This is a genomic window from Candidatus Thiodubiliella endoseptemdiera (genome assembly GCF_964212635.1).
GTDB lineage: Bacteria > Pseudomonadota > Gammaproteobacteria > PS1 > Pseudothioglobaceae > Thiodubiliella > Thiodubiliella endoseptemdiera.
In genome coordinates, this window is the sequence record NZ_OZ156463.1 from 1,060,559 (window position 1) to 1,078,122 (window position 17,564).

18 protein-coding genes are annotated in these 17,564 nt (G+C 39.1%); 4 read left to right on the forward strand and 14 right to left on the reverse strand.

Annotated features, from left to right (window positions below; genetic code table 11):
* Window positions 1-18: 18 nt before the first annotated feature.
* Window positions 19-7,317 (reverse strand): FG-GAP-like repeat-containing protein, encoded by a 7,299-nt coding sequence (locus AB8525_RS05450; protein ID WP_369176726.1) that lies wholly within the window; start codon window positions 7,315-7,317, stop codon window positions 19-21.
* A 151-nt stretch (window positions 7,318-7,468) separates the two neighbouring features.
* Here AB8525_RS05450 and AB8525_RS05455 point away from each other — a divergent pair, with 151 nt between their 5' ends.
* From AB8525_RS05455 to cysQ, 3 genes are all read left to right on the forward strand, one after another.
* Window positions 7,469-7,711: a hypothetical protein gene (locus tag AB8525_RS05455; RefSeq protein ID WP_369176728.1), complete on the forward strand. Its 243-nt coding sequence runs from the start codon at window positions 7,469-7,471 to the stop codon at window positions 7,709-7,711.
* Between the two features lie 170 nt (window positions 7,712-7,881).
* Window positions 7,882-8,034: a hypothetical protein gene (locus AB8525_RS05460; protein ID WP_369149990.1), complete on the forward strand. Its 153-nt coding sequence runs from the start codon at window positions 7,882-7,884 to the stop codon at window positions 8,032-8,034.
* Window positions 8,035-8,138: 104 nt separating this feature from the next.
* Window positions 8,139-8,909, forward strand: a complete 771-nt coding sequence (cysQ, locus tag AB8525_RS05465) for a 3'(2'),5'-bisphosphate nucleotidase CysQ (RefSeq protein ID WP_369149992.1) — start codon at window positions 8,139-8,141, stop codon at window positions 8,907-8,909.
* Here cysQ and nadC read toward each other — a convergent pair.
* The 10 genes from nadC to AB8525_RS05515 form a co-directional block, all read right to left on the reverse strand.
* Window positions 8,892-9,749 (reverse strand): carboxylating nicotinate-nucleotide diphosphorylase, encoded by an 858-nt coding sequence (gene nadC / locus AB8525_RS05470; RefSeq protein WP_369149993.1) that lies wholly within the window; start codon window positions 9,747-9,749, stop codon window positions 8,892-8,894. The genes cysQ and nadC overlap by 18 nt on opposite strands.
* Window positions 9,742-9,894 carry a hypothetical protein gene (locus tag AB8525_RS05475; RefSeq protein ID WP_369149994.1) on the reverse strand — a complete coding sequence of 51 codons (153 nt, stop codon included), beginning with the start codon at window positions 9,892-9,894 and terminating at the stop codon, window positions 9,742-9,744. Before AB8525_RS05475 ends, nadC begins: the two co-directional genes overlap by 8 nt.
* Window positions 9,887-10,999, reverse strand: a complete 1,113-nt coding sequence (gene lpxB / locus AB8525_RS05480) for a lipid-A-disaccharide synthase (protein ID WP_369176730.1) — start codon at window positions 10,997-10,999, stop codon at window positions 9,887-9,889. The genes AB8525_RS05475 and lpxB overlap by 8 nt, the downstream gene beginning before the upstream one ends.
* Before the next feature lie 6 nt (window positions 11,000-11,005).
* Window positions 11,006-11,308, reverse strand: coding sequence for a ribosome assembly RNA-binding protein YhbY (gene yhbY / locus AB8525_RS05485; protein WP_369176731.1), 303 nt, complete (start codon window positions 11,306-11,308; stop codon window positions 11,006-11,008).
* Window positions 11,305-12,441, reverse strand: a complete 1,137-nt coding sequence (locus tag AB8525_RS05490) for a tetratricopeptide repeat protein (protein WP_369176733.1) — start codon at window positions 12,439-12,441, stop codon at window positions 11,305-11,307. Before AB8525_RS05490 ends, yhbY begins: the two co-directional genes overlap by 4 nt.
* Window positions 12,431-13,612, reverse strand: a complete 1,182-nt coding sequence (gene lysA / locus AB8525_RS05495) for a diaminopimelate decarboxylase (protein ID WP_369179025.1) — start codon at window positions 13,610-13,612, stop codon at window positions 12,431-12,433. The genes AB8525_RS05490 and lysA overlap by 11 nt, the downstream gene beginning before the upstream one ends.
* A gap of 67 nt (window positions 13,613-13,679) precedes the next feature.
* Window positions 13,680-13,808, reverse strand: coding sequence for a hypothetical protein (locus tag AB8525_RS05500; protein WP_369176734.1), 129 nt, complete (start codon window positions 13,806-13,808; stop codon window positions 13,680-13,682).
* A gap of 25 nt (window positions 13,809-13,833) precedes the next feature.
* Window positions 13,834-14,499, reverse strand: coding sequence for a leucyl/phenylalanyl-tRNA--protein transferase (gene aat / locus AB8525_RS05505; protein ID WP_369176736.1), 666 nt, complete (start codon window positions 14,497-14,499; stop codon window positions 13,834-13,836).
* A complete protein-coding gene (gene nudE / locus AB8525_RS05510; RefSeq protein ID WP_369176738.1) occupies window positions 14,496-15,041 on the reverse strand; it encodes an ADP compounds hydrolase NudE in 546 nt (181 codons plus the stop codon). The genes aat and nudE overlap by 4 nt, the downstream gene beginning before the upstream one ends.
* A 167-nt stretch (window positions 15,042-15,208) precedes the next feature.
* On the reverse strand, window positions 15,209-15,364 hold the full coding sequence (locus tag AB8525_RS05515) for a hypothetical protein (protein WP_369150012.1): 156 nt from the start codon (window positions 15,362-15,364) through the stop codon (window positions 15,209-15,211).
* A 281-nt stretch (window positions 15,365-15,645) separates the two neighbouring features.
* On the opposite strand from AB8525_RS05515, the gene AB8525_RS05520 reads away from it, so the two are divergent.
* Complete coding sequence (locus AB8525_RS05520; protein WP_369176740.1) at window positions 15,646-16,062, forward strand: putative iron-sulfur cluster-binding metallochaperone; 417 nt, start codon at window positions 15,646-15,648, stop codon at window positions 16,060-16,062.
* A gap of 130 nt (window positions 16,063-16,192) precedes the next feature.
* Here AB8525_RS05520 and AB8525_RS05525 read toward each other — a convergent pair whose 3' ends face one another.
* The 3 genes from AB8525_RS05525 to AB8525_RS05535 are packed head-to-tail and all read right to left on the reverse strand — an operon-like array spanning window position 16,193 to window position 17,559.
* Window positions 16,193-16,345, reverse strand: coding sequence for a hypothetical protein (locus AB8525_RS05525; protein WP_369176742.1), 153 nt, complete (start codon window positions 16,343-16,345; stop codon window positions 16,193-16,195).
* Window positions 16,346-16,372: 27 nt separating this feature from the next.
* On the reverse strand, window positions 16,373-16,639 hold the full coding sequence (locus AB8525_RS05530) for a thioredoxin family protein (protein WP_369176744.1): 267 nt from the start codon (window positions 16,637-16,639) through the stop codon (window positions 16,373-16,375).
* 14 nt (window positions 16,640-16,653) lie between these two features.
* On the reverse strand, window positions 16,654-17,559 hold the full coding sequence (locus tag AB8525_RS05535; protein ID WP_369176746.1) for a sulfurtransferase: 906 nt from the start codon (window positions 17,557-17,559) through the stop codon (window positions 16,654-16,656).
* Window positions 17,560-17,564 lie beyond the last annotated feature (5 nt).

Below are 17,564 nucleotides of genomic sequence, written 5' to 3' on the forward strand. Positions count from 1 at the left end.
ATTTATGCAAAGGTCTCTTTATACAAGAATAAGATTATCAGTTATAAAGTGCCCTAATGCAACTGTGTCAGGAGTAGGGGAGCCACCAATACCAGAAACCCCTTGTAGATTGATAACCAAATCAGCAACATCATCTGTAACCGTGCCATCAGCATCAATCGTTAGTTTGGCACTACCTGCAGTGCCAGTATCTGACACTGTAATATATTTATCAATATTAGCAAAAAGTGTCGCTTGGTTACCACTAGCAGTAATAAAATCTTTTAAATCTAATTTATCGCCACCAGCACCAAATATGAAGCCAGTTATGGTGTCTTCGCCATTATCTGTACTTGCATAAACAAAAATATCACTGCCTGCACCGCCATTTATAGTGTCGTTGCCTGCACCACCATTTATAGTATCGTCACCTGCACTACCCGTTATAGTATCGGCGTTATCGGTGCCGATATAAAAATTATATGCAAATGCCCAAGTTTTACCTGAGGTATTATCAATACCTGCAAAGTCATTACCCGAGGTGTCAGTTATAACGCCTGATGCCATTTTGATGTAATAAACACCTGAAGTTAAACTACTTGGGTTAAGAGTGAGTGTTGTGTCGCTAATATTAGCATTAGTAATGCTAATAGTTGCAACTTTTTCTGCGCTATTCCAGATTTCAACAATGCCACCATTTGTTTTGATGTTTTCAGAAAACTCAATTACTAGATTTGAAGGCTCGCCTAAGACATTGGTATCGCTGGTTTTTTCTGTAAAGGTTGGAACTTGTCCATCTACAGAAGAAGGTTGTTGATTGTAGTAGTATTTAAGGGTGCCATTATTCTCACCTGTCACCAAATCTAGGTCGCCATCACCATCAATATCAGCTAGGACTGGTGCGGAATTAAGCCCCACATCAATGCCATCAAAAGGATTATCACCTCCAGTTTTTACTTCATAAGCAGGGTTAGAAGTAGTGCCTGTATTTTGATAATATTTAAGGGTGCCATCAGTCTCACCCACCACCAAATCTAGGTCGCCATCACCATCAATATCAGCCAAGGTTAGTGTGGGATAATACCCCACACCAATGCCATTAAAAGGATTACTATCTCCAGTTTTTACTTCATAAGCAGGGCTAGAAGTAGTGCCTGTATTTTGATAGTATTTAAGGGTGCCATTACCCTCACCCACCACCAAATCTAGGTCGCCATCGCCGTCAATATCGGCTAGGGCTGGTTTGGCAGAATATCCCACATCAATGCCATCAAAAGGATTATCACCTCCAGTTTTTGCTTCATAAGCAGGGTTAGAAGTAGTGCCTGTATTTTGATAGTATTTAAGGGCGCCATTAACCTCACCCACTACCAAATCCAGGTCGCCATCACCGTCAATATCGGCTAGGGTTGGTGCGGAAAATTTCCCCACATCAATGCTATTAAAAGGATTGCTATCTCCAGTTTTTGCTTCATAAGCAGGGTTAGAAGTAGTACCTGTATTTTGATAGTATTTAAGAGCGCCATTAGCTTCACCCACCACCAAATCCAGGTCGCCATCGCCGTCAATATCAGCCAAGGTTGGTGCGGAATAATTCCCCACATCAATACCCTCAAAAGGATTATTGCCCAAACCTGTTTTTTCAATATACTCAAGCTTAGTCTTGGTCAACACCACTCTATCAGCGGTAAATACTGGTGCATTACCTGCGACATCTGTTATATTATTTAGCGTAACATCGCTTGTTGGATTGTCAATATCAAAGTCTGTAGTGGCAATGCTATCTCCAGCTTGAACGCTATATTTAAACACCAATTTCTTATCACCTGCAGTTGTAGAGGCAGTTTCATCCAAAACAAAGTCTTTGCCTGCAATGACCACTTTAGAGCCTGTGGTCTTATTAAGTTTCAAGGTCTCACTCATTGTCAAAGTTAGGCTGATAACATCGCCTGTCTTAAAAGCAGATTGTCCTGCTGGAATATTGCTTAGAGTCCATGAGTTAGTAGCCGTTGGAGTTGGGGCTTGTCCATCTACAGAAGCAGGTTGTTGATTGTAGTAGTATTTAAGGGTGCCATTATTCTCACCTGTCACCAAATCTAGGTCGCCATCGCCATCAATATCGGCTAGGGTTGGTTTGGAATAATCCCCCACATCAATGCCATTAAAAGGATTGTCATCTCCAGTTTTTGCTTCATAAGCAGGGTTAGAAGTAGTGCCTGTGTTTTGATAGTATTTAAGGGTGCCATTATTCTCACCCACCACCAAATCTAGGTCGCCATCGCCGTCAATATCGGCTAGGGTTGGCGTAGCAAAATCCCCCACATCAATGCCATTAAAAGGATTATTGCCTCCAGTTTTTGCTTCATAAGCAGGGCTAGAAGTAGTGCCTGTATTTTGATAGTATTTAAGGGTGCCATTACTCTCACCCACCACCAAATCTAGGTCGCCATCGCCGTCAATATCGGCTAGGGTTGGTTTGGAATAATCCCCCACATCAATGCTATTAAAAGGATTGCTACCTCCAGTTTTTACTTCATAAGCAGGGTTAGAAGTAGTGCCTGTATTTTGATAGTATTTAAGGGTGCCAGCACTCTCACCCACCACCAAATCTAGGTCGCCATCGCCGTCAATATCGGCTAGGGTTGGTCCGGAATAAATCCCCACATTAATGCTATTAAAAGGATTGTCATCTCCAGTTTTTGCTTCATAAGCAGGGTTAGAAGTAGTGCCTGTATTTTGATAGTATTTAAGGGTGCCAGCACTCTCACCCACCACCAAATCTAGGTCGCCATCGCCGTCAATATCGGCTAGGGTTGGTGCAGAAATATCCCCCACATCAATACCCTCAAAAGGATTATTGCCCAAACCTGTTTTTTCAATATACTCAAGCTTAGTCAACACTACTCTATCAGCGGTAAATACTGGTGCATTACCTGCGACATCTGTTATATTATTTAGCGTAATATCGCTTGTTGGATTGTCAATATCAAAGTCTGTAGCGGCAATGCTATCTCCAGCTTGAACACTATATTTAAACACCAGTTTCTTATCACCTGCAGTTGTAGAGGCGGTTTTATCCAAAACAAAGTCTTTGCCTGCAATGACCACTTTAGAGCCTGTGGTGTTATTAAGTTTCAAGGTCTCACTCATTGTCAGTGTTAGGCTGATAACATCGCCTGTCTTAAAAGCAGATTGTCCCGCTGGAATATCGCTTAAAGTCCATGGATTGGTCGTGATTGGGGTTGGGTTAATGATGTCATAAGTTACTGCTGTGCTAGTGCTAATTGCTGAATTGGTGCCATCACTAAGCGTTACTACAGCCGTGTAGGTTTTTCCATCGGCTAATTCAGATGGCATAGCAGAATGTGCGAGTGCCCAAGTGCCGTCAGCTGCAACAGCTGGTAATCCTGAAGTTATTGCTGTGCCTACTGTATTACTACCTTCAAAAAACTCAATTTTGGTAATCGTTAAAGTACCTATTCCAGTTACTTTGCCTGAGAGTGTGGTTGCATCTTTCTCGTTATTATTAATGTAATTATCATCGGCACCTGCCCAAACAATGTCGGTAGTAAGGACGATGATTTCAAATGCCCATTGGTTAGTATCTTTAGTAATGGCAGCGGCATCGTTACCCGCTATGTCAGTTACTGTGCCTGCATCCATGGTGATATAGTAACTACTGCCTTGGGTTAATTTATTATCAGTTAAACCTAATGCTGACACATCAATGGTGAGTTTATCGCCAGCAATGCTGAATTTAGTTGTCTCAGTAATATTAATGGTTGCTATTACTCCATCATCACTACCTTTAATAACAATACTACCTGTACTACCTGCTTGAATGTCTTCATTAAAATCAAGTATCAGGTCTGAGGTTTCACCCAATTCGGCCGAAGCTTGTGTTGTTAGAGTTGGGGCTTGTCCATCTACAGAAGAAGGTTGTTGATTGTAGTAATATTTAAGGTTGCCATTCTCCTCACCCACCACCAAATCTAGGTCGCCATCGCCGTCAATATCGGCTAGGGTTGGTGAGGAAGAATGCCCCACATCAATGCCATTAAAAGGATTACTATCTCCAGTTTTTGCTCCATAAGCAGGGTTAGAAGTAGTGCCTGTATTTTGATAGTATTTAAGTGTGCCATTACTCTCACCCACCACCAAATCTAGGTCGCCATCGCCGTCAATATCGGCTAGGGTTGGTGAGGCAACATTTCCCACATTAATGCCATTAAAAGGATTATTGCCTCCAGTTTTTGCTTCATAAGCAGGGTTAGAAGTAGTGCCTGTATTTTGATAGTATTCAAGGATGCCATAAACCCCACCCATCACCAAATCTAGGTCGCCATCGCCGTCAATATCGACTAGGATTGGTGAGGCAGCATTTCCCACATCAATGCCATTAAAAGGATTGCCACCTCCAGTTTTTACTTCATAAGCAGGGTTAGAAGTAGTGCCTGTATTTTGATAGTATTTAAGGGTGCCATCATCCTCACCCACCACCAAATCTAGGTCGCCATCGCCGTCAATATCGGCTAGGGTTGGTGAGGCAGCATTTCCCACATCAATGCCATTAAAAGGATTGCTATCTCCAGTTTTTACTTCATAAGCAGGGTTAGAAGTAGTGCCTGTATTTTGATAGTATTTAAGGGTGCCATCATTCTCACCCACCACCAAATCTAGGTCGCCATCGCCGTCAATATCGGCTAGGACTGGTGCGGAAAAACGCCCCACATCAATGCCATTAAAAGGATTATTGCCCGAACCTGTTTTTTCAATATACTCAAGCTTAGTCTTGGTCAACACTACTCTATCAGCGGTAAATACTGGTGCATTACCTGCGACATCTGTTATATTATTTAGCGTAATATCGCTTGTTGGATTGTCAATATCAAAGTCTGTAGCGGCAATGTTATCCCCAGCTTGAACACTATATTTAAACACCAGTTTCTTATCACCTGCAGTTGTAGAGGCAGTTTTATCCAAAACAAAGTCTTTGCCTGCAATGACCACTTTAGAGTCTGTGGTGTTGTTAAGTTTCAAGGTCTCGCTCATTGTCAGTGTTAGGCTGATAACATCGCCTGTCTTAAAAGCAGATTGTCCCGCTGGAGTATCGCTTAAAGTCCATGGATTGGTCGTGATTGGGGTTGGGTTAATGGTGTCATAAGTTACTGCTGTGCTAGTGATAGTTGTTGAATTGGTGCCATCACTAAGCGTTACTACAGCCGTGTAGGTTTTTCCATCGGCTAATTCAGATGGCATAGCAGAATGTGCGAGTGCCCAAGTGCCGTCAGCTGCAACAGCTGGTAATCCTGAAGTTATTGCTGTGCCTACTGTATTACTACCTTCAAAAAACTCAATCTTAGTAATAGATAAGGTACCTGCTCCCGCTACTGTGCCTGAGAGTGCGGTTGCGTCTTTTTCACTATCATTAATGTAGTTATCATCGGCACCTATCCAAGCGATTGTGGTAAAAAGTGCTTTGGTTGCAAATGCCCAAGTGGTGTCAGCACCTAAATTAGTGATACCTGCAAAGGCATTGCCTGCCATATCGGTGATTACGCCAGATGCCATTTTGATGTAATAAGTGCCTTCAGTTAAATCAGCAGTAGGATTAATAGTAAGTTTATCGTTAGCAATGCTAATTTTACTATTGTCAATAGCAATGGTTTCTACAATGGTATTGTCGCTGGCTTTATGAATGACAATATTGCCTGTGCCGGCTTTGATGTTTTCACTAAAGTCAATTACTAGGTTAGAGTCTTCACCCAAGATAACGCTCATTGCTTGTGCGGTGAGAGTAGCAGTAGTAGTATCCACAGTAATCGCCAAAGCATCAGAAACCAAACTTTCATTACCCGCAACATCTGTTGCTCTTGCGGTAATGCTGTGTGGGGTTGTGCTTTGGGTTAAACTGATATCAATAGAGAATGTGCCATTAGCCTTTACTATTTCAGAGCCTATGGCTGTTGTGTTGGTACCATTGTATAATCTTATAGTAGCACCGACTTCTGCACTGCCTGTGATGGTGAGGTTTGAGGTTTTATTAGTTAGGTTGTCACTATTACTTGTGCCTGAATCGTCCTCTGTGGCTAAATCTAAACTTATGGGTTTGCTGGGTACAACGGTATCAACTTTATGACTATTACTAGCGTATTCTGTGCCAACACCTCCTCCAATTGCCGCATCTTTTGCCACACCAATAAATAAGTCAGTTGTTGAGTTATCTGTCACTCTGACTACTAACGAATAAACACTACCACTGCCACTGAAAGCACCTTTTGTTCCACCTGTCACTTCAATATCAGTTTTATCAAAACCAGTAACATCATCTTTAAAAGTAAAAGTATAGGTAATATCTGTGCCTACCTTTGCCTTGTTAATGATGCTTGTTTCTGCTAAATCATCAGTAATACTTAAACCAATCTCTAAACCTGGAGTTGACTCACTACCGTCAATATCAGTGGATATAATTCTCTTAAAAACACCTGCTTCTGATAGCCCATCATCGCCTGTTATATCAATCTTAACAAAACCATTTGCAAAATAAACCCTATCGCCATTAGAGGCTGTGAAGGAGACTTCTTCTTGGTAATCAGTACTGTTAATATTAACAGTTCTTTTGAAGGTGTAGGTAATGCCATCTAGTGTTTGTTCGTAGTTGTTAAAAGTGCCGGTTAAATAAACAACATCGTTACCACCTGTTGAGGTGAGTCCTGTTGCATCAACTTTGGTGCCTTGGGCAACATAGACTGTGTCATTGCCACTATTGCCAGATATCTTAAATACTGAGCCTTTGACACCAGGGGTAATGTGCTCACCGTTGTTATCAGAAATAAATACTTTAGTAGCACCACCTTTGTCAATGGCGGGTTGACTGGTTAAAGGGTCGGTGGGTGTGCTTGAACTGGAGTCAATATCAGTGGATTTAATTTTCTGAAAAACGCCTGCATTTGATAGCCCATCATTGCCTGCTATATCAATCTTAAAAAAACCATTTGCAAAATAAACCTTGTCGCCATTAGAGGCTGTGAAGGAGACTTCTTCTTGGTATTCAGTATCGTTAATAGTAACCGTTCTTTTGAAGGTGTAGGTATTGCCATCTAGTGTTTGTTCGTAGTTGTTAAAAGTGCCGGTTAAATAAATTGAATCATTGCCACCTGTTGAAGTAAGCCCTGTTGCATCGACTTTGGTGCCTTGTCCTACATAGACGGCATCGTCTCCACTATTGCCAGATACTTTTAATGCTTGTCCGTGAGATTCAACTCCGGTGATATCGGAATACCAGTTGACGAAGAAGCCGTTGGTGTTGCTGATGAAGTATTTTGTTTGTCCTGGCATGGGGGCGCTCATTTTTGTTATAATTGGGTTATTATACATAGATTTGGGGGTGTATTATTTATGCCCCCCAAGAAAAATAAATTTTTTAAACTTTTTTAGGCGGGGAAAGGGGCTTAATAAAAGTAGTTTTATTCGAGACCTTTGCATAAATATGAATAATCATCAAAACGCCATCTTTCATCAAATTACAAACTTTTTAAAAACACCCTTAGCCCTGCTAGGAGTGGATTTAAAAAATTTCCAATTTAATAAAATCTGTCATTTTGCTAATCATCCCTATTTATGCAAAGGTCTCATTCTTCATAGAGTGCAGTTATTTTCTAGATTTTTTAAAAATTCTTTAAAAGCCATGCTTTTTTCTAAAACTATCATTTTTTTAAGATTAAAGTCTTGAGTTTTGTATACTTTTCTTGCCTTCATGCTCACCCTTTCATCCCATAGCTTTATAAAACACATTGAGAATATCTTTATGTTCCTTGTTAGCATATTTTGGATAGTGCATTTTAAAACTTTTATTTCATAATAGAAAACCTGTAAAATTTAATTTGAGACCTTTGCATAAATATGAATAATCATCAAAACGCCATCTTTCATCAAATTACAAACTTCTTAAAAACACCCTTAGCCCTGCTAGGAGTGGATTTAAAAAATTTCCAATTTAATAAAATCTGTCATTTTGCTAATCATCCCTATTTATGCAAAGGTCTCAATTTATAATTATTAATTGGTCCTTATGGCTTCAAACTCGGGTAAGTCCATCAAATTGCTGAGTATTTTTTTATTCTACTGCGATAGATTAGAAAAATACTTAATCACCAAGTATGACATTTGACAAAATTCTGCCACAATTAATCACACTCACTACAGAAGTTGGTGACGAGATTTTGTCGCATTACAAAACTGACATTCAGATTGAGATAAAAGCAGATGAAACACCCCTCACCATTGCCGACAAACACGCCCACCAATCCATCGTTAATGCCTTATCTAAACTCACTCCAACAGTGCCAATTTTATCTGAAGAGTCCGATAAAATTACCTTTAAAGAGCGTTCAAAATGGGATGAATATTGGTTAATAGACCCCTTAGATGGTACAAAAGATTTTATTGAACAGACGGGTGAATTCTGTATTTGTATTGCATACATTAAAAACCATACAGCGATTTTTGGATTGGTTTATGCACCAATTTCCCGCACTCATTATTATGGTTTTGACGGGCAATCTCATCAATATCATAATGGCAATCACAAACGCATCAAGGCATCTGCCGCCAAGCAAACATTACGCATCATTATTGGGCATCATTCATTGCACAATCCAAAATTACAGACACACCTTGCAAAATTGGGCGAATATCGATTAAATCATTTAGGCAGTGCCTTAAAGTTTTGTGAAATTGCACAAGGTAATTATGATTATTACCCAAGATTTGGGCCTTGTTCTGAGTGGGATACCGCAGCAGGTGGGTGTATTTTACAAAATGCAGGAGGGTCTGTGGTGGATGAGAATGGCGAACCACTCAGGTACAATGCTCAGGAGAGTTTGCTGTCACCAACTTTCTTTGCCTTTGGCTTAAATAAATCTAAGTGATAAATCTATTGCTTGAATATTTTTGGTGATACTGCCAGTAGAAATATAATCAATCCCCGTTTCAGCCACTGCGACAATCGTGCTTTCATTAATATTACCAGAAGCCTCTAACGGCACATTATGGTTCACCAACTTAACAGCCCGCATCAAATCAGCCATTGAAAAATTATCACACAACACTCTATCAATAGGCACATGTAAGAGGTTCAACCTCTTACAATTATCAATATTTATTAAATCTAGTATTTCAGTGAGTTGGGGTAGGGTTTCTACCTCAACAATCAAGGGTAAATCTGGGTATTTTCTGCCTGCGGATTGCACCGCTTGTGTGATTGAGCCAGCAGCAATAATATGGTTTTCTTTTAGCATTACGCAATCATATAATCCCATTCGGTGATTGACACCACCACCACATTGCACCGCCTGTTTTTGTGCCAATCGTAATCCAGGAAGGGTTTTTCGAGTGTCTAATAGTTGGGCGTTGGTATGTGCAATTTTATTCACCAAATACTGCGTTTGCGTTGCCACCGCACTCAAAGTTTGCAAGAAATTGAGTGCTACCCGCTCAGCACTAATGATTGCCCTAGACGACCCCGACAAAATGGCTAAAACTTGCCCCGCCTGAATGTTGTCGCCATCGCCCAATTGCCATGCAATTTGAATAGACTCATCTAATAATAAAAACGCCATTTGTGCATATTGAGTCCCACAAATCACAGCCGATTCTCTGGCAATAATTTGTGCCGATACTATTTTGTCATCAAGCAAACTAGCAGACACATCGCCCGTACCAATATCCTCATCTAACGCCAAAGCAACAATAGCATTTATTTTACTCATAGAGACCTTTGCATAAATAGGGATGATTAGCAAAATGACAGATTTTATTAAATTGGAAATTTTTTAAATCCACTCCTAGCAGGGCTAAGGGTGTTTTTAAAAAGTTTGTAATTTGATGAAAGATGGCGTTTTGATGATTATTCATATTTATGCAAAGGTCTCTCATAAATAAATTCACTAATAAGTCGTGCTGATTCTTCACTGGCATTTAAATTCAGTTGTTGATGGATTTCCTTAAACGCTTGCGTTAATGTTGTTACATCGCTAGTTAAAATTTCCATAGCGTGTTTGGCAATATTTTCTCCGTTTGCCGCATCTTGAATAAGTTCCGGTACCAAGGGTTTATTGGCAATAATATTGGGCAAACTCACCCACTTAATTTTGACCAATCTGGAGGCAATAAGATAACTAAATGCCGATAATTTATACACCACCACCATCGGCACACCTAATAACGCCAACTCCAAAGCCGCTGTGCCACTAGCCACCAACACCAAATCTACTTGTGACATCCACTGGTGTGCATCCCCTATAGAAATACTCACATTTGCTTTTGTGGCAAGTGGCTTCGCCCATCCAAGCAGTTCATCATTTGCCAATGCTAAGTGAAATTTTAACTGTGGGTCTTGCACCGCCATCATCGCTGCTGCTGTTAACATTTCAGGCAATAATCTGGTAATTTCGCTCGCACGAGAACCAGGCATTAATAAGATGGTTTTTGTGGCTTGGTAATTGACTCTAGGCTGTAAAGTTTCCGCCAATGGATGTCCAACAAACACCGCTCGTTGCTTATGTTTTTGATAAAATTCTACTTCAAATGGAAACAGGCACAACACCAAGTCGGTTGATTTTTTGATTTTCTTGATTCTTGATTGTCGCCAAGCCCACACTGATGGCGAGATAAAATGCACGGTTTTAATACCCTGCTGCTTCAACCTTTTTTCAATCATAAAATTAAAATCAGGTCCATCCACACCAATAAAAACATCGGGTTTGTTGGTAGAAAAATAACCAATAACAGTTCTTCTAAGCCACAACAACGCAGGCAATTTTTTCAACACCTCGCTAAAGCCCATCACATTCACCCGCTTCTGATCCCACAACTGCACACAGCCTGCGGCAATCATCTTATCGCCAGACAGCCCCATTATTTGAATATCAATATCTTGTGCTTTTAACGCTGCCACTAATTTAGCACCAATTAAATCGCCCGAAGTTTCAACAGCACTAATGGCAATTTTTACCGTCATTGAATATTATTTTCTAGGGAGAATAATTTGCGGCTCTTCCTCAAACGCCCGATAAATCACCATCACGCTACCAATCACCTGTATCAAATGTGCTTTAGTAACATTAATCACCTCATCAATCATTTTTTGCCTATCGTCCCTATCCTCTGCACGAATTTTTATTTTTAACAACTCATGCTTGGTCATTGTTGATTCCAATTCTGCCAATACCGACTCACTTAAGCCATGTTGTCCAACCATCACAATAGGTTTAAGTACATGTCCACGAGCGCGTAAGAATTTTTTTTGATTGTTAGTTAGTTTTGTCATTTTTTAAGTTTTGTTAATCCATTTATTATTTTTTCTACCAGTCCATCAGCGTTATTTTTTTCTTTGGTTGTAGAATACACGATAGTATCAACAAGTTTAGGTAAAAATTCTGTTTGGTAATCATTATTTTCGTGTTTCACTCGTTCAAACATTTTTGCCATTGCCACACGGTTGCTGGCTTCAATACGCAAAGCCTTGGCGTTGGTATATTGGCGAATAATGGTAAAAGTTACAATAGAAGAAAAAATATAAACAATATAAGTGTCGCCACTTTCTAAAAAACCACAAGAAACCAAAACCAGTGCCAACACAATTAACCCTAAAGTTATACCAACCGCCCCTTTACTCCATTTAAACCAGTCGCCTTCTTCTGTTTGATGTTCTTCTTTTAAATCCTCTAAAATCGTTTGGAACCCTTGCACCTCTTCATTGCTATCTTGAGTTTGTTGAATTTTTTCTTCAAACTCTTTTTCCAACGCTTTGATTTGTTCTTTGGCAATAATACTGGGGTCTAATTTCTGTGCTTCTTTAAAGTCTTGAATTGCTTCTTCCTCTTCCCCTAATGCTCCGTAAGCAATGCCACGATTGTAAAAAGCCTTGGCATACTTTGAGTTTGATTCAATAGCCTTGTTGTAATCTTGGATGGCTTTTCCAAATTGTTTTAAATCAGTATAAGCACTGCCACGATTGTTAAAAGCCTTGGCATCATTTGGCTCTAATTCAATAGCCTTGTTGTAATCTTGGATGGCTTTTCCAAATTGTTTTAAATTAGCATAAGTAACGCCACGATTGTAAAAAGCCTTGGCATACTTTGAGTTTGATTCAATAGCCTTGTTGTAATCTTGGATGGCTTTTCCAAATTGTTTTAAATCAGTATAAGCACTGCCACGATTGTTAAAAGCCTCGGCATTATTTGGCTCTAATTCAATAACCTTGTTGTAATCTTGGATGGCTTTTTCAGATTGTTTTAAATTAGCATAAGCAGTGCCACGATTGTAAAAATCCTCGGCATTATTTGGATCTAACTGAATAATCTGCGTGCAAACCTCAATTATCTCATTGTAGTTCTTACTACCTATTAATGCGTTATATTTCTGTTTGAGTTGTTTTAAAGTCATTTTTTTAATATCCATACAATTTCTCCTGAGCAAATAAATCTTGTATGGTTTCGCGTTTTCTAATACATTGATGTTTGGTGTCTGACACCATGACTTCTGCTACCCTAGGGCGGGAGTTATAGTTGGAACTCATGGTAAAACCGTAAGCACCTGCTGACATCACGGCTAAATAATCGCCTTCAGATAATGACAAATCTCTATTCTTAGCAAGGAAATCACCCGTTTCACAGATGGGGCCGACTATATCCCATTGGGCTGTGATGCCAGTGGGGTTTTGGTTAATAGGCAAGACATTGTGATAGGCGTTGTAAAAACTGGGGCGGAGTAAATCATTCATAGCACCGTCAACGATGGCAAATTCGTGGTCGGAATTTTGCTTTAAAAACTCAACTTTGGTGATAAATATGCCTGCGTTGCCAACGATGGCTCTGCCAGGTTCTAAAATTATTTCGGTTTTTCCTACTTGGCTGATAATGGCGTCAACATAGGCTTGAATATCAATGGTTTCCTCACCTTCGTAATCGATGCCGACACCGCCGCCTAAGTCTAAGTGGTGGATATGAATGCCTTGGTCGTTTAATTGCTCAACTAAGGCTAAAACTTTGTCGAGTGCGTCTAAAAATGGTGAAACATCAGTGATTTGTGAGCCAATATGGCAATCTAGACCTTGAATATCCAAAAACTCAGAATTTTGTGCTTTTTTGTATAAATCAATGGCTTCGTCAATATCAATGCCGAATTTATTTTCTTTCAAACCTGTGGAAATATACGGGTGGGTTTTGGCGTCAACATTGGGATTAACACGAATAGAAATTGGTGCTTTTTTATTGACAGATTTTGCAACGGTTTCAATGCGTTGTAATTCGGATGCGGATTCTACATTGAAACAACGCACGCCTACTTCTAATGCGCGTTCAATTTCGATAACGGTTTTTGCCACACCGGAGAAGACGCATTTATTGGCGTTGCCCCCTGCGGCTAAAACCCGTTCTAATTCACCCACAGAAACGATGTCAAACCCAGCACCGCATTTTGCCAGCACATTTAAGACGGCTAAATTAGAATTTGCCTTGACTGCATAGCAAACCAAATGCGGGTGTGTGCCAAAAGCTTGGTCAAATTGACGCCAGTTGTCTTCAATGTCTGTACGAGAATAGACATAGAGTGGCGAGCCGTAAGTTGCCATTAAATCTGTGATGGCAACTGATTCGGCGTGTAATATTTGATTGTGATAAGAAAATCCCAAGGGCTTTTTATATGCTATGCGTTACAGTGGGTGTAATTGATGAAAGTTTAACTTTTTCTAATTCACCCGTTCTGCCACAAGCAGAAATATTGAGAATGAAAAAAGTCAATGTGGTTAATTTAATAAAGTTTTTCATAACAGTCCTTTTTAATAGTTTAGTGCTATTTTAACAGTAATTGTTGTAATTGTTGAATGAACACATCTCGTTTGATATTGAATGCACCCAAACTTTTTAAATGCGTACTTTCCACTTGACAATCGATCAGTTCGTAGCCCAACTTTTGCACTAAATGCACGAAGGCAATTTTGGACGCATTACTCACCAAAGAAAACATTGATTCACCAAAAAATACTTTGCCCATACTCACGCCATACAACCCGCCAACTAACTCGGAGTTTTGATACACTTCCACCGATTTCACCACGCCTTGCTTGTGCAACTGGGTATAAGCACGCACCATATTTTCATCAATCCAAGTGCTGTTTTGTGCTTTACGCACGACGCTTCTGCAATGGTGAATAACGCTGTCAAAATGGGTGTCAATTTTGACCTTAAATTGCTTGGATTTTAGCGTTTTCGCTAAACTTTTGGAGATGTGTAATTTGTCGGGCGTAATCACCATTCGTGGATTTGGACTATACCAAAGTACAGGATCGTTTTCGCTATACCATGGGAAAATGCCCTGTTGATAAGCCCTAATCAACCGCTCAGGCGACAAATCACCGCCAATGGCAATCAGCCCATTCGGCTCGTCTAACGCCAAAGAGACATCGGGGAAAGGGGTGTTTGGCGATTGCAGGATAAATGTTGGTGGAATATCAATCACTGATTTTTAATAATTTCCTTTGCCATATAAAGTGCTGCAATGGTTCTGGCTTCAGTTAAATCTTCGTTATAAACCAAGTTTTCCAAGTCAGATAATTTATGCTTTACCACTTCCAACGGCTCAGGCTCATCACCCTGCGCACTGTCTTCATATAAATCTTGTGCCAAAATAATATGGGTAAAGTTTGATTGATAACCTGGTGCCAAAGTCATGGTTTTCACAAAAGAAAGCTGTTTTGCGCCATAGCCAATTTCTTCAATTAACTCTCTATTAGCAGCTTCAATTGGAGATTCACCTGTATCAATTTTGCCTTTGGTCAATGCTAACTCATATTTATCAGTACCGCCAGAATATTCATAAATCATTAAAACGGTATCATCATCCAGCATTGGTATCACCAACACAGCCCCATTTCCCTCTGGCTTTAGGCGTTCATATTGGCGTTTTTCCCCATTGGAAAACGCAACATCCATTGATTGAATATTGAAAAACTTAGTTGTGGCAATATCTTGGACATTGCTTAATATCGGTTTTTTTCGCATATGCATATTATGCCATTAAGCAGTATGAAACCTTTACATAATTATGAATAATCACCAAAATGACAGGGAGTTGTCCCCTCCCTCGTTGTGTGCAAAAATTACTCTCTACCGACCCTAATTTTCCTGCAACGGTATCTAGCCAAGTGGGGAGTCGTATCCTATACCCATTATTTTATTAAGAGACCTTTGCATAAATAGGGATGATTAGCAAAATGACAGATTTTATTAAATTGGAAATTTTTTAAATCCACTCCTAGCAGGGCTAAGGGTGTTTTTAAAAAGTTTGTAATTTGATGAAAGATGGCGTTTTGATGATTATTCATATTTATGCAAAGGTCTCTAATACAAACAAAATAATAATTCCGATTGAAACAGCTGACCAAAATCCAATCGGTTTTTTTGATGTGTGCATATAAGTCCTTACTTTGAACAATTACAATTAGGATCAGAGTTTTGTTTTACGCTAAAATGATATTTTTCTTTTGAATATCATTGAACAGTGTATGATTAAATGAAAAACTTTATAAAAACATCTGGCAAACCATTCCAGCCGACCGCTAATGTGTCAACTGAATTCAAGCGTTAGACCATTAGGAGATAAACCATGACAAACTGTTGCCCTTCATCAAATAAACCTCAGGCACATCCTAAAAAGTATAAGTGCCCTGTTAACGGAAAATCATACAGTGGTGTGTCATCAACAACGATTATTCATCATATTAATGAGCCTTGGAACTGGAATAACAAACAACAAGGTTATTATTTTTGTAATGACCCAGAATGTGAGGTGGTATATTTTGGTGAAGATGACTCGACAATTAATAAATCATCACTACGCACAGAAGTAGGAATAAAAGAAACTAATCCCAATGCATTAATTTGTTACTGTTTTGGTGTTTCTAAAATTGAATCTTCATCACAAGCAATTAAAGATTTTGTTATTAAAAATACCCAAGAAAAAATATGTGCATGCACAACAAGAAATCCTTCGGGTCGGTGCTGCCTAAAGGATTTTCATTGATATATGGCAGCTCTAACAAGTCGTCTAATCTGGCTTTTCTATACGCTGTTCCGGTTAACTCAAACGGTTAGGCGAGTAAAATAAAAAACAAACAATGTTATTAACAGAGACATCACATTTATTAAACAACCTATATTAGGAGACCTTTGCATAAATAGGGATGATTAGCAAAATGACAGATTTTATTAAATTGGAAATTTTTTAAATCCACTCCTAGCAGGGCTAAGGGTGTTTTTAAAAAGTTTGTAATTTGATGAAAGATGGCGTTTTGATGATTATTCATATTTATGCAAAGGTCTCTAATTATTTCTTAACAACATTTATCATCAGTTGGACAACATTGTGATTTAAACCAAGACAAAACGGTTTTTGCATCTGGAATACCGCCTGTGTGTGCGATTTTGCCATCAACCACTACACCTGGTGTGGACATAATGCCATAAGACATAATCTGGACGGTGTCTTCAATTTTCTCTAAATTAATTGGAATAGCGTTATCACTACAAACTTTTTCAACCAATTTTTGAGTTGCCTTGCAATTCGCACAACCTGTGCCTAATATTTTAACTTCTATCATTTTTTTCTCCTATTTTATAATTCGTAATCTCCAGCATAAGGTTTGTCGCCTTCTACTGTTGGTAAAGTTAAACGGTTGCCCCAATGCGACCAACCACCGTTATACAGTTTAATATTTTTATATCCCAAACTTTTTAATTGTAAATACCCCAAACTCATTCTAAATCCATCATGGCAATAAAGATAAACGGTCTTATTTTTGTTAATGGAGGCATATAATTGTGTGAGTTGTTTTTCATCTATCCATTCTTGAGAGCTAATACCTTTCATGCTAACAATATTAATCGCACCTGGAATATGTCCTGCTAGGATAGAATGCTTAATGACCTCACCTGTGTACATCTTATGTGGTCTTGCATCAAGTAAAACAATATCTTTATTGCGTTCTGAGACGACATCAGAATAAATATCTTGCCATTCAATAAATAAGTTGGTATTGGCATCTTTTAGCACTACATTGCCCTGAGTAACTTTTGTGGTTTCTGTGGTCATATCCTCAAATGAATTCCACGCTTGTGTACCACCATTTAAGATTTTAACTTGATGCATATTAAAGCCGTATAATTCCAATAGAAAATATACCCTTGATGCAAGTGCACTGCCAGAATCATCATATAAAACGACGGTAGAATGATTATTTACCCCCCAACTGCGTAAAGTTTTTTCAAAGGCTTTTTTGCTTGGAAAACGCATAATTGGATTGCTGTTGTTATCGCCTAAATCTTTAAAACGCTGTACTTGAATGGCACCTGGAATATGCCCAATAGTAAAGTAGCGATGTGGGTGATAGCGTACCTCTAAAATGCGTAGGTTTTTATCATCAATGCGCTCGCTTAACCAATCACTGTCCACTAAAAAATCACGATTTGCTAAAGTCAACTGACTTATTAGCAACAATATAACACTTAGAAATATTTTCATTTTCA

What these genes read in the sequence shown, in the direction of transcription:
- AB8525_RS05530 (WP_369176744.1), bottom strand. Translation starts at nt 16,639, where the DNA reads ATGATAGAAGTTAAAATATTAGGCACAGGTTGTGCGAATTGCAAGGCA.
- AB8525_RS05490 (WP_369176733.1), bottom strand. Translation starts at nt 12,441, where the DNA reads ATGGATATTAAAAAAATGACTTTAAAACAACTCAAACAGAAATATAAC.
- AB8525_RS05520 (WP_369176740.1), top strand. Translation starts at nt 15,646, where the DNA reads ATGACAAACTGTTGCCCTTCATCAAATAAACCTCAGGCACATCCTAAA.
- nudE (WP_369176738.1), bottom strand. Translation starts at nt 15,041, where the DNA reads ATGCGAAAAAAACCGATATTAAGCAATGTCCAAGATATTGCCACAACT.
- nadC (WP_369149993.1), bottom strand. Translation starts at nt 9,749, where the DNA reads ATGAGTAAAATAAATGCTATTGTTGCTTTGGCGTTAGATGAGGATATT.
- AB8525_RS05460 (WP_369149990.1), top strand. Translation starts at nt 7,882, where the DNA reads ATGAATAATCATCAAAACGCCATCTTTCATCAAATTACAAACTTCTTA.
- yhbY (WP_369176731.1), bottom strand. Translation starts at nt 11,308, where the DNA reads ATGACAAAACTAACTAACAATCAAAAAAAATTCTTACGCGCTCGTGGA.
- AB8525_RS05525 (WP_369176742.1), bottom strand. Translation starts at nt 16,345, where the DNA reads ATGAATAATCATCAAAACGCCATCTTTCATCAAATTACAAACTTTTTA.
- AB8525_RS05515 (WP_369150012.1), bottom strand. Translation starts at nt 15,364, where the DNA reads ATGAATAATCATCAAAACGCCATCTTTCATCAAATTACAAACTTTTTA.
- cysQ (WP_369149992.1), top strand. Translation starts at nt 8,139, where the DNA reads ATGACATTTGACAAAATTCTGCCACAATTAATCACACTCACTACAGAA.
- lpxB (WP_369176730.1), bottom strand. Translation starts at nt 10,999, where the DNA reads ATGACGGTAAAAATTGCCATTAGTGCTGTTGAAACTTCGGGCGATTTA.
- AB8525_RS05500 (WP_369176734.1), bottom strand. Translation starts at nt 13,808, where the DNA reads ATGAAAAACTTTATTAAATTAACCACATTGACTTTTTTCATTCTCAAT.
- lysA (WP_369179025.1), bottom strand. Translation starts at nt 13,612, where the DNA reads ATGGCAACTTACGGCTCGCCACTCTATGTCTATTCTCGTACAGACATT.
- AB8525_RS05535 (WP_369176746.1), bottom strand. Translation starts at nt 17,559, where the DNA reads ATGAAAATATTTCTAAGTGTTATATTGTTGCTAATAAGTCAGTTGACT.
- AB8525_RS05450 (WP_369176726.1), bottom strand. Translation starts at nt 7,317, where the DNA reads ATGCCAGGACAAACAAAATACTTCATCAGCAACACCAACGGCTTCTTC.
- AB8525_RS05455 (WP_369176728.1), top strand. Translation starts at nt 7,469, where the DNA reads ATGAATAATCATCAAAACGCCATCTTTCATCAAATTACAAACTTTTTA.
- AB8525_RS05475 (WP_369149994.1), bottom strand. Translation starts at nt 9,894, where the DNA reads ATGAATAATCATCAAAACGCCATCTTTCATCAAATTACAAACTTTTTA.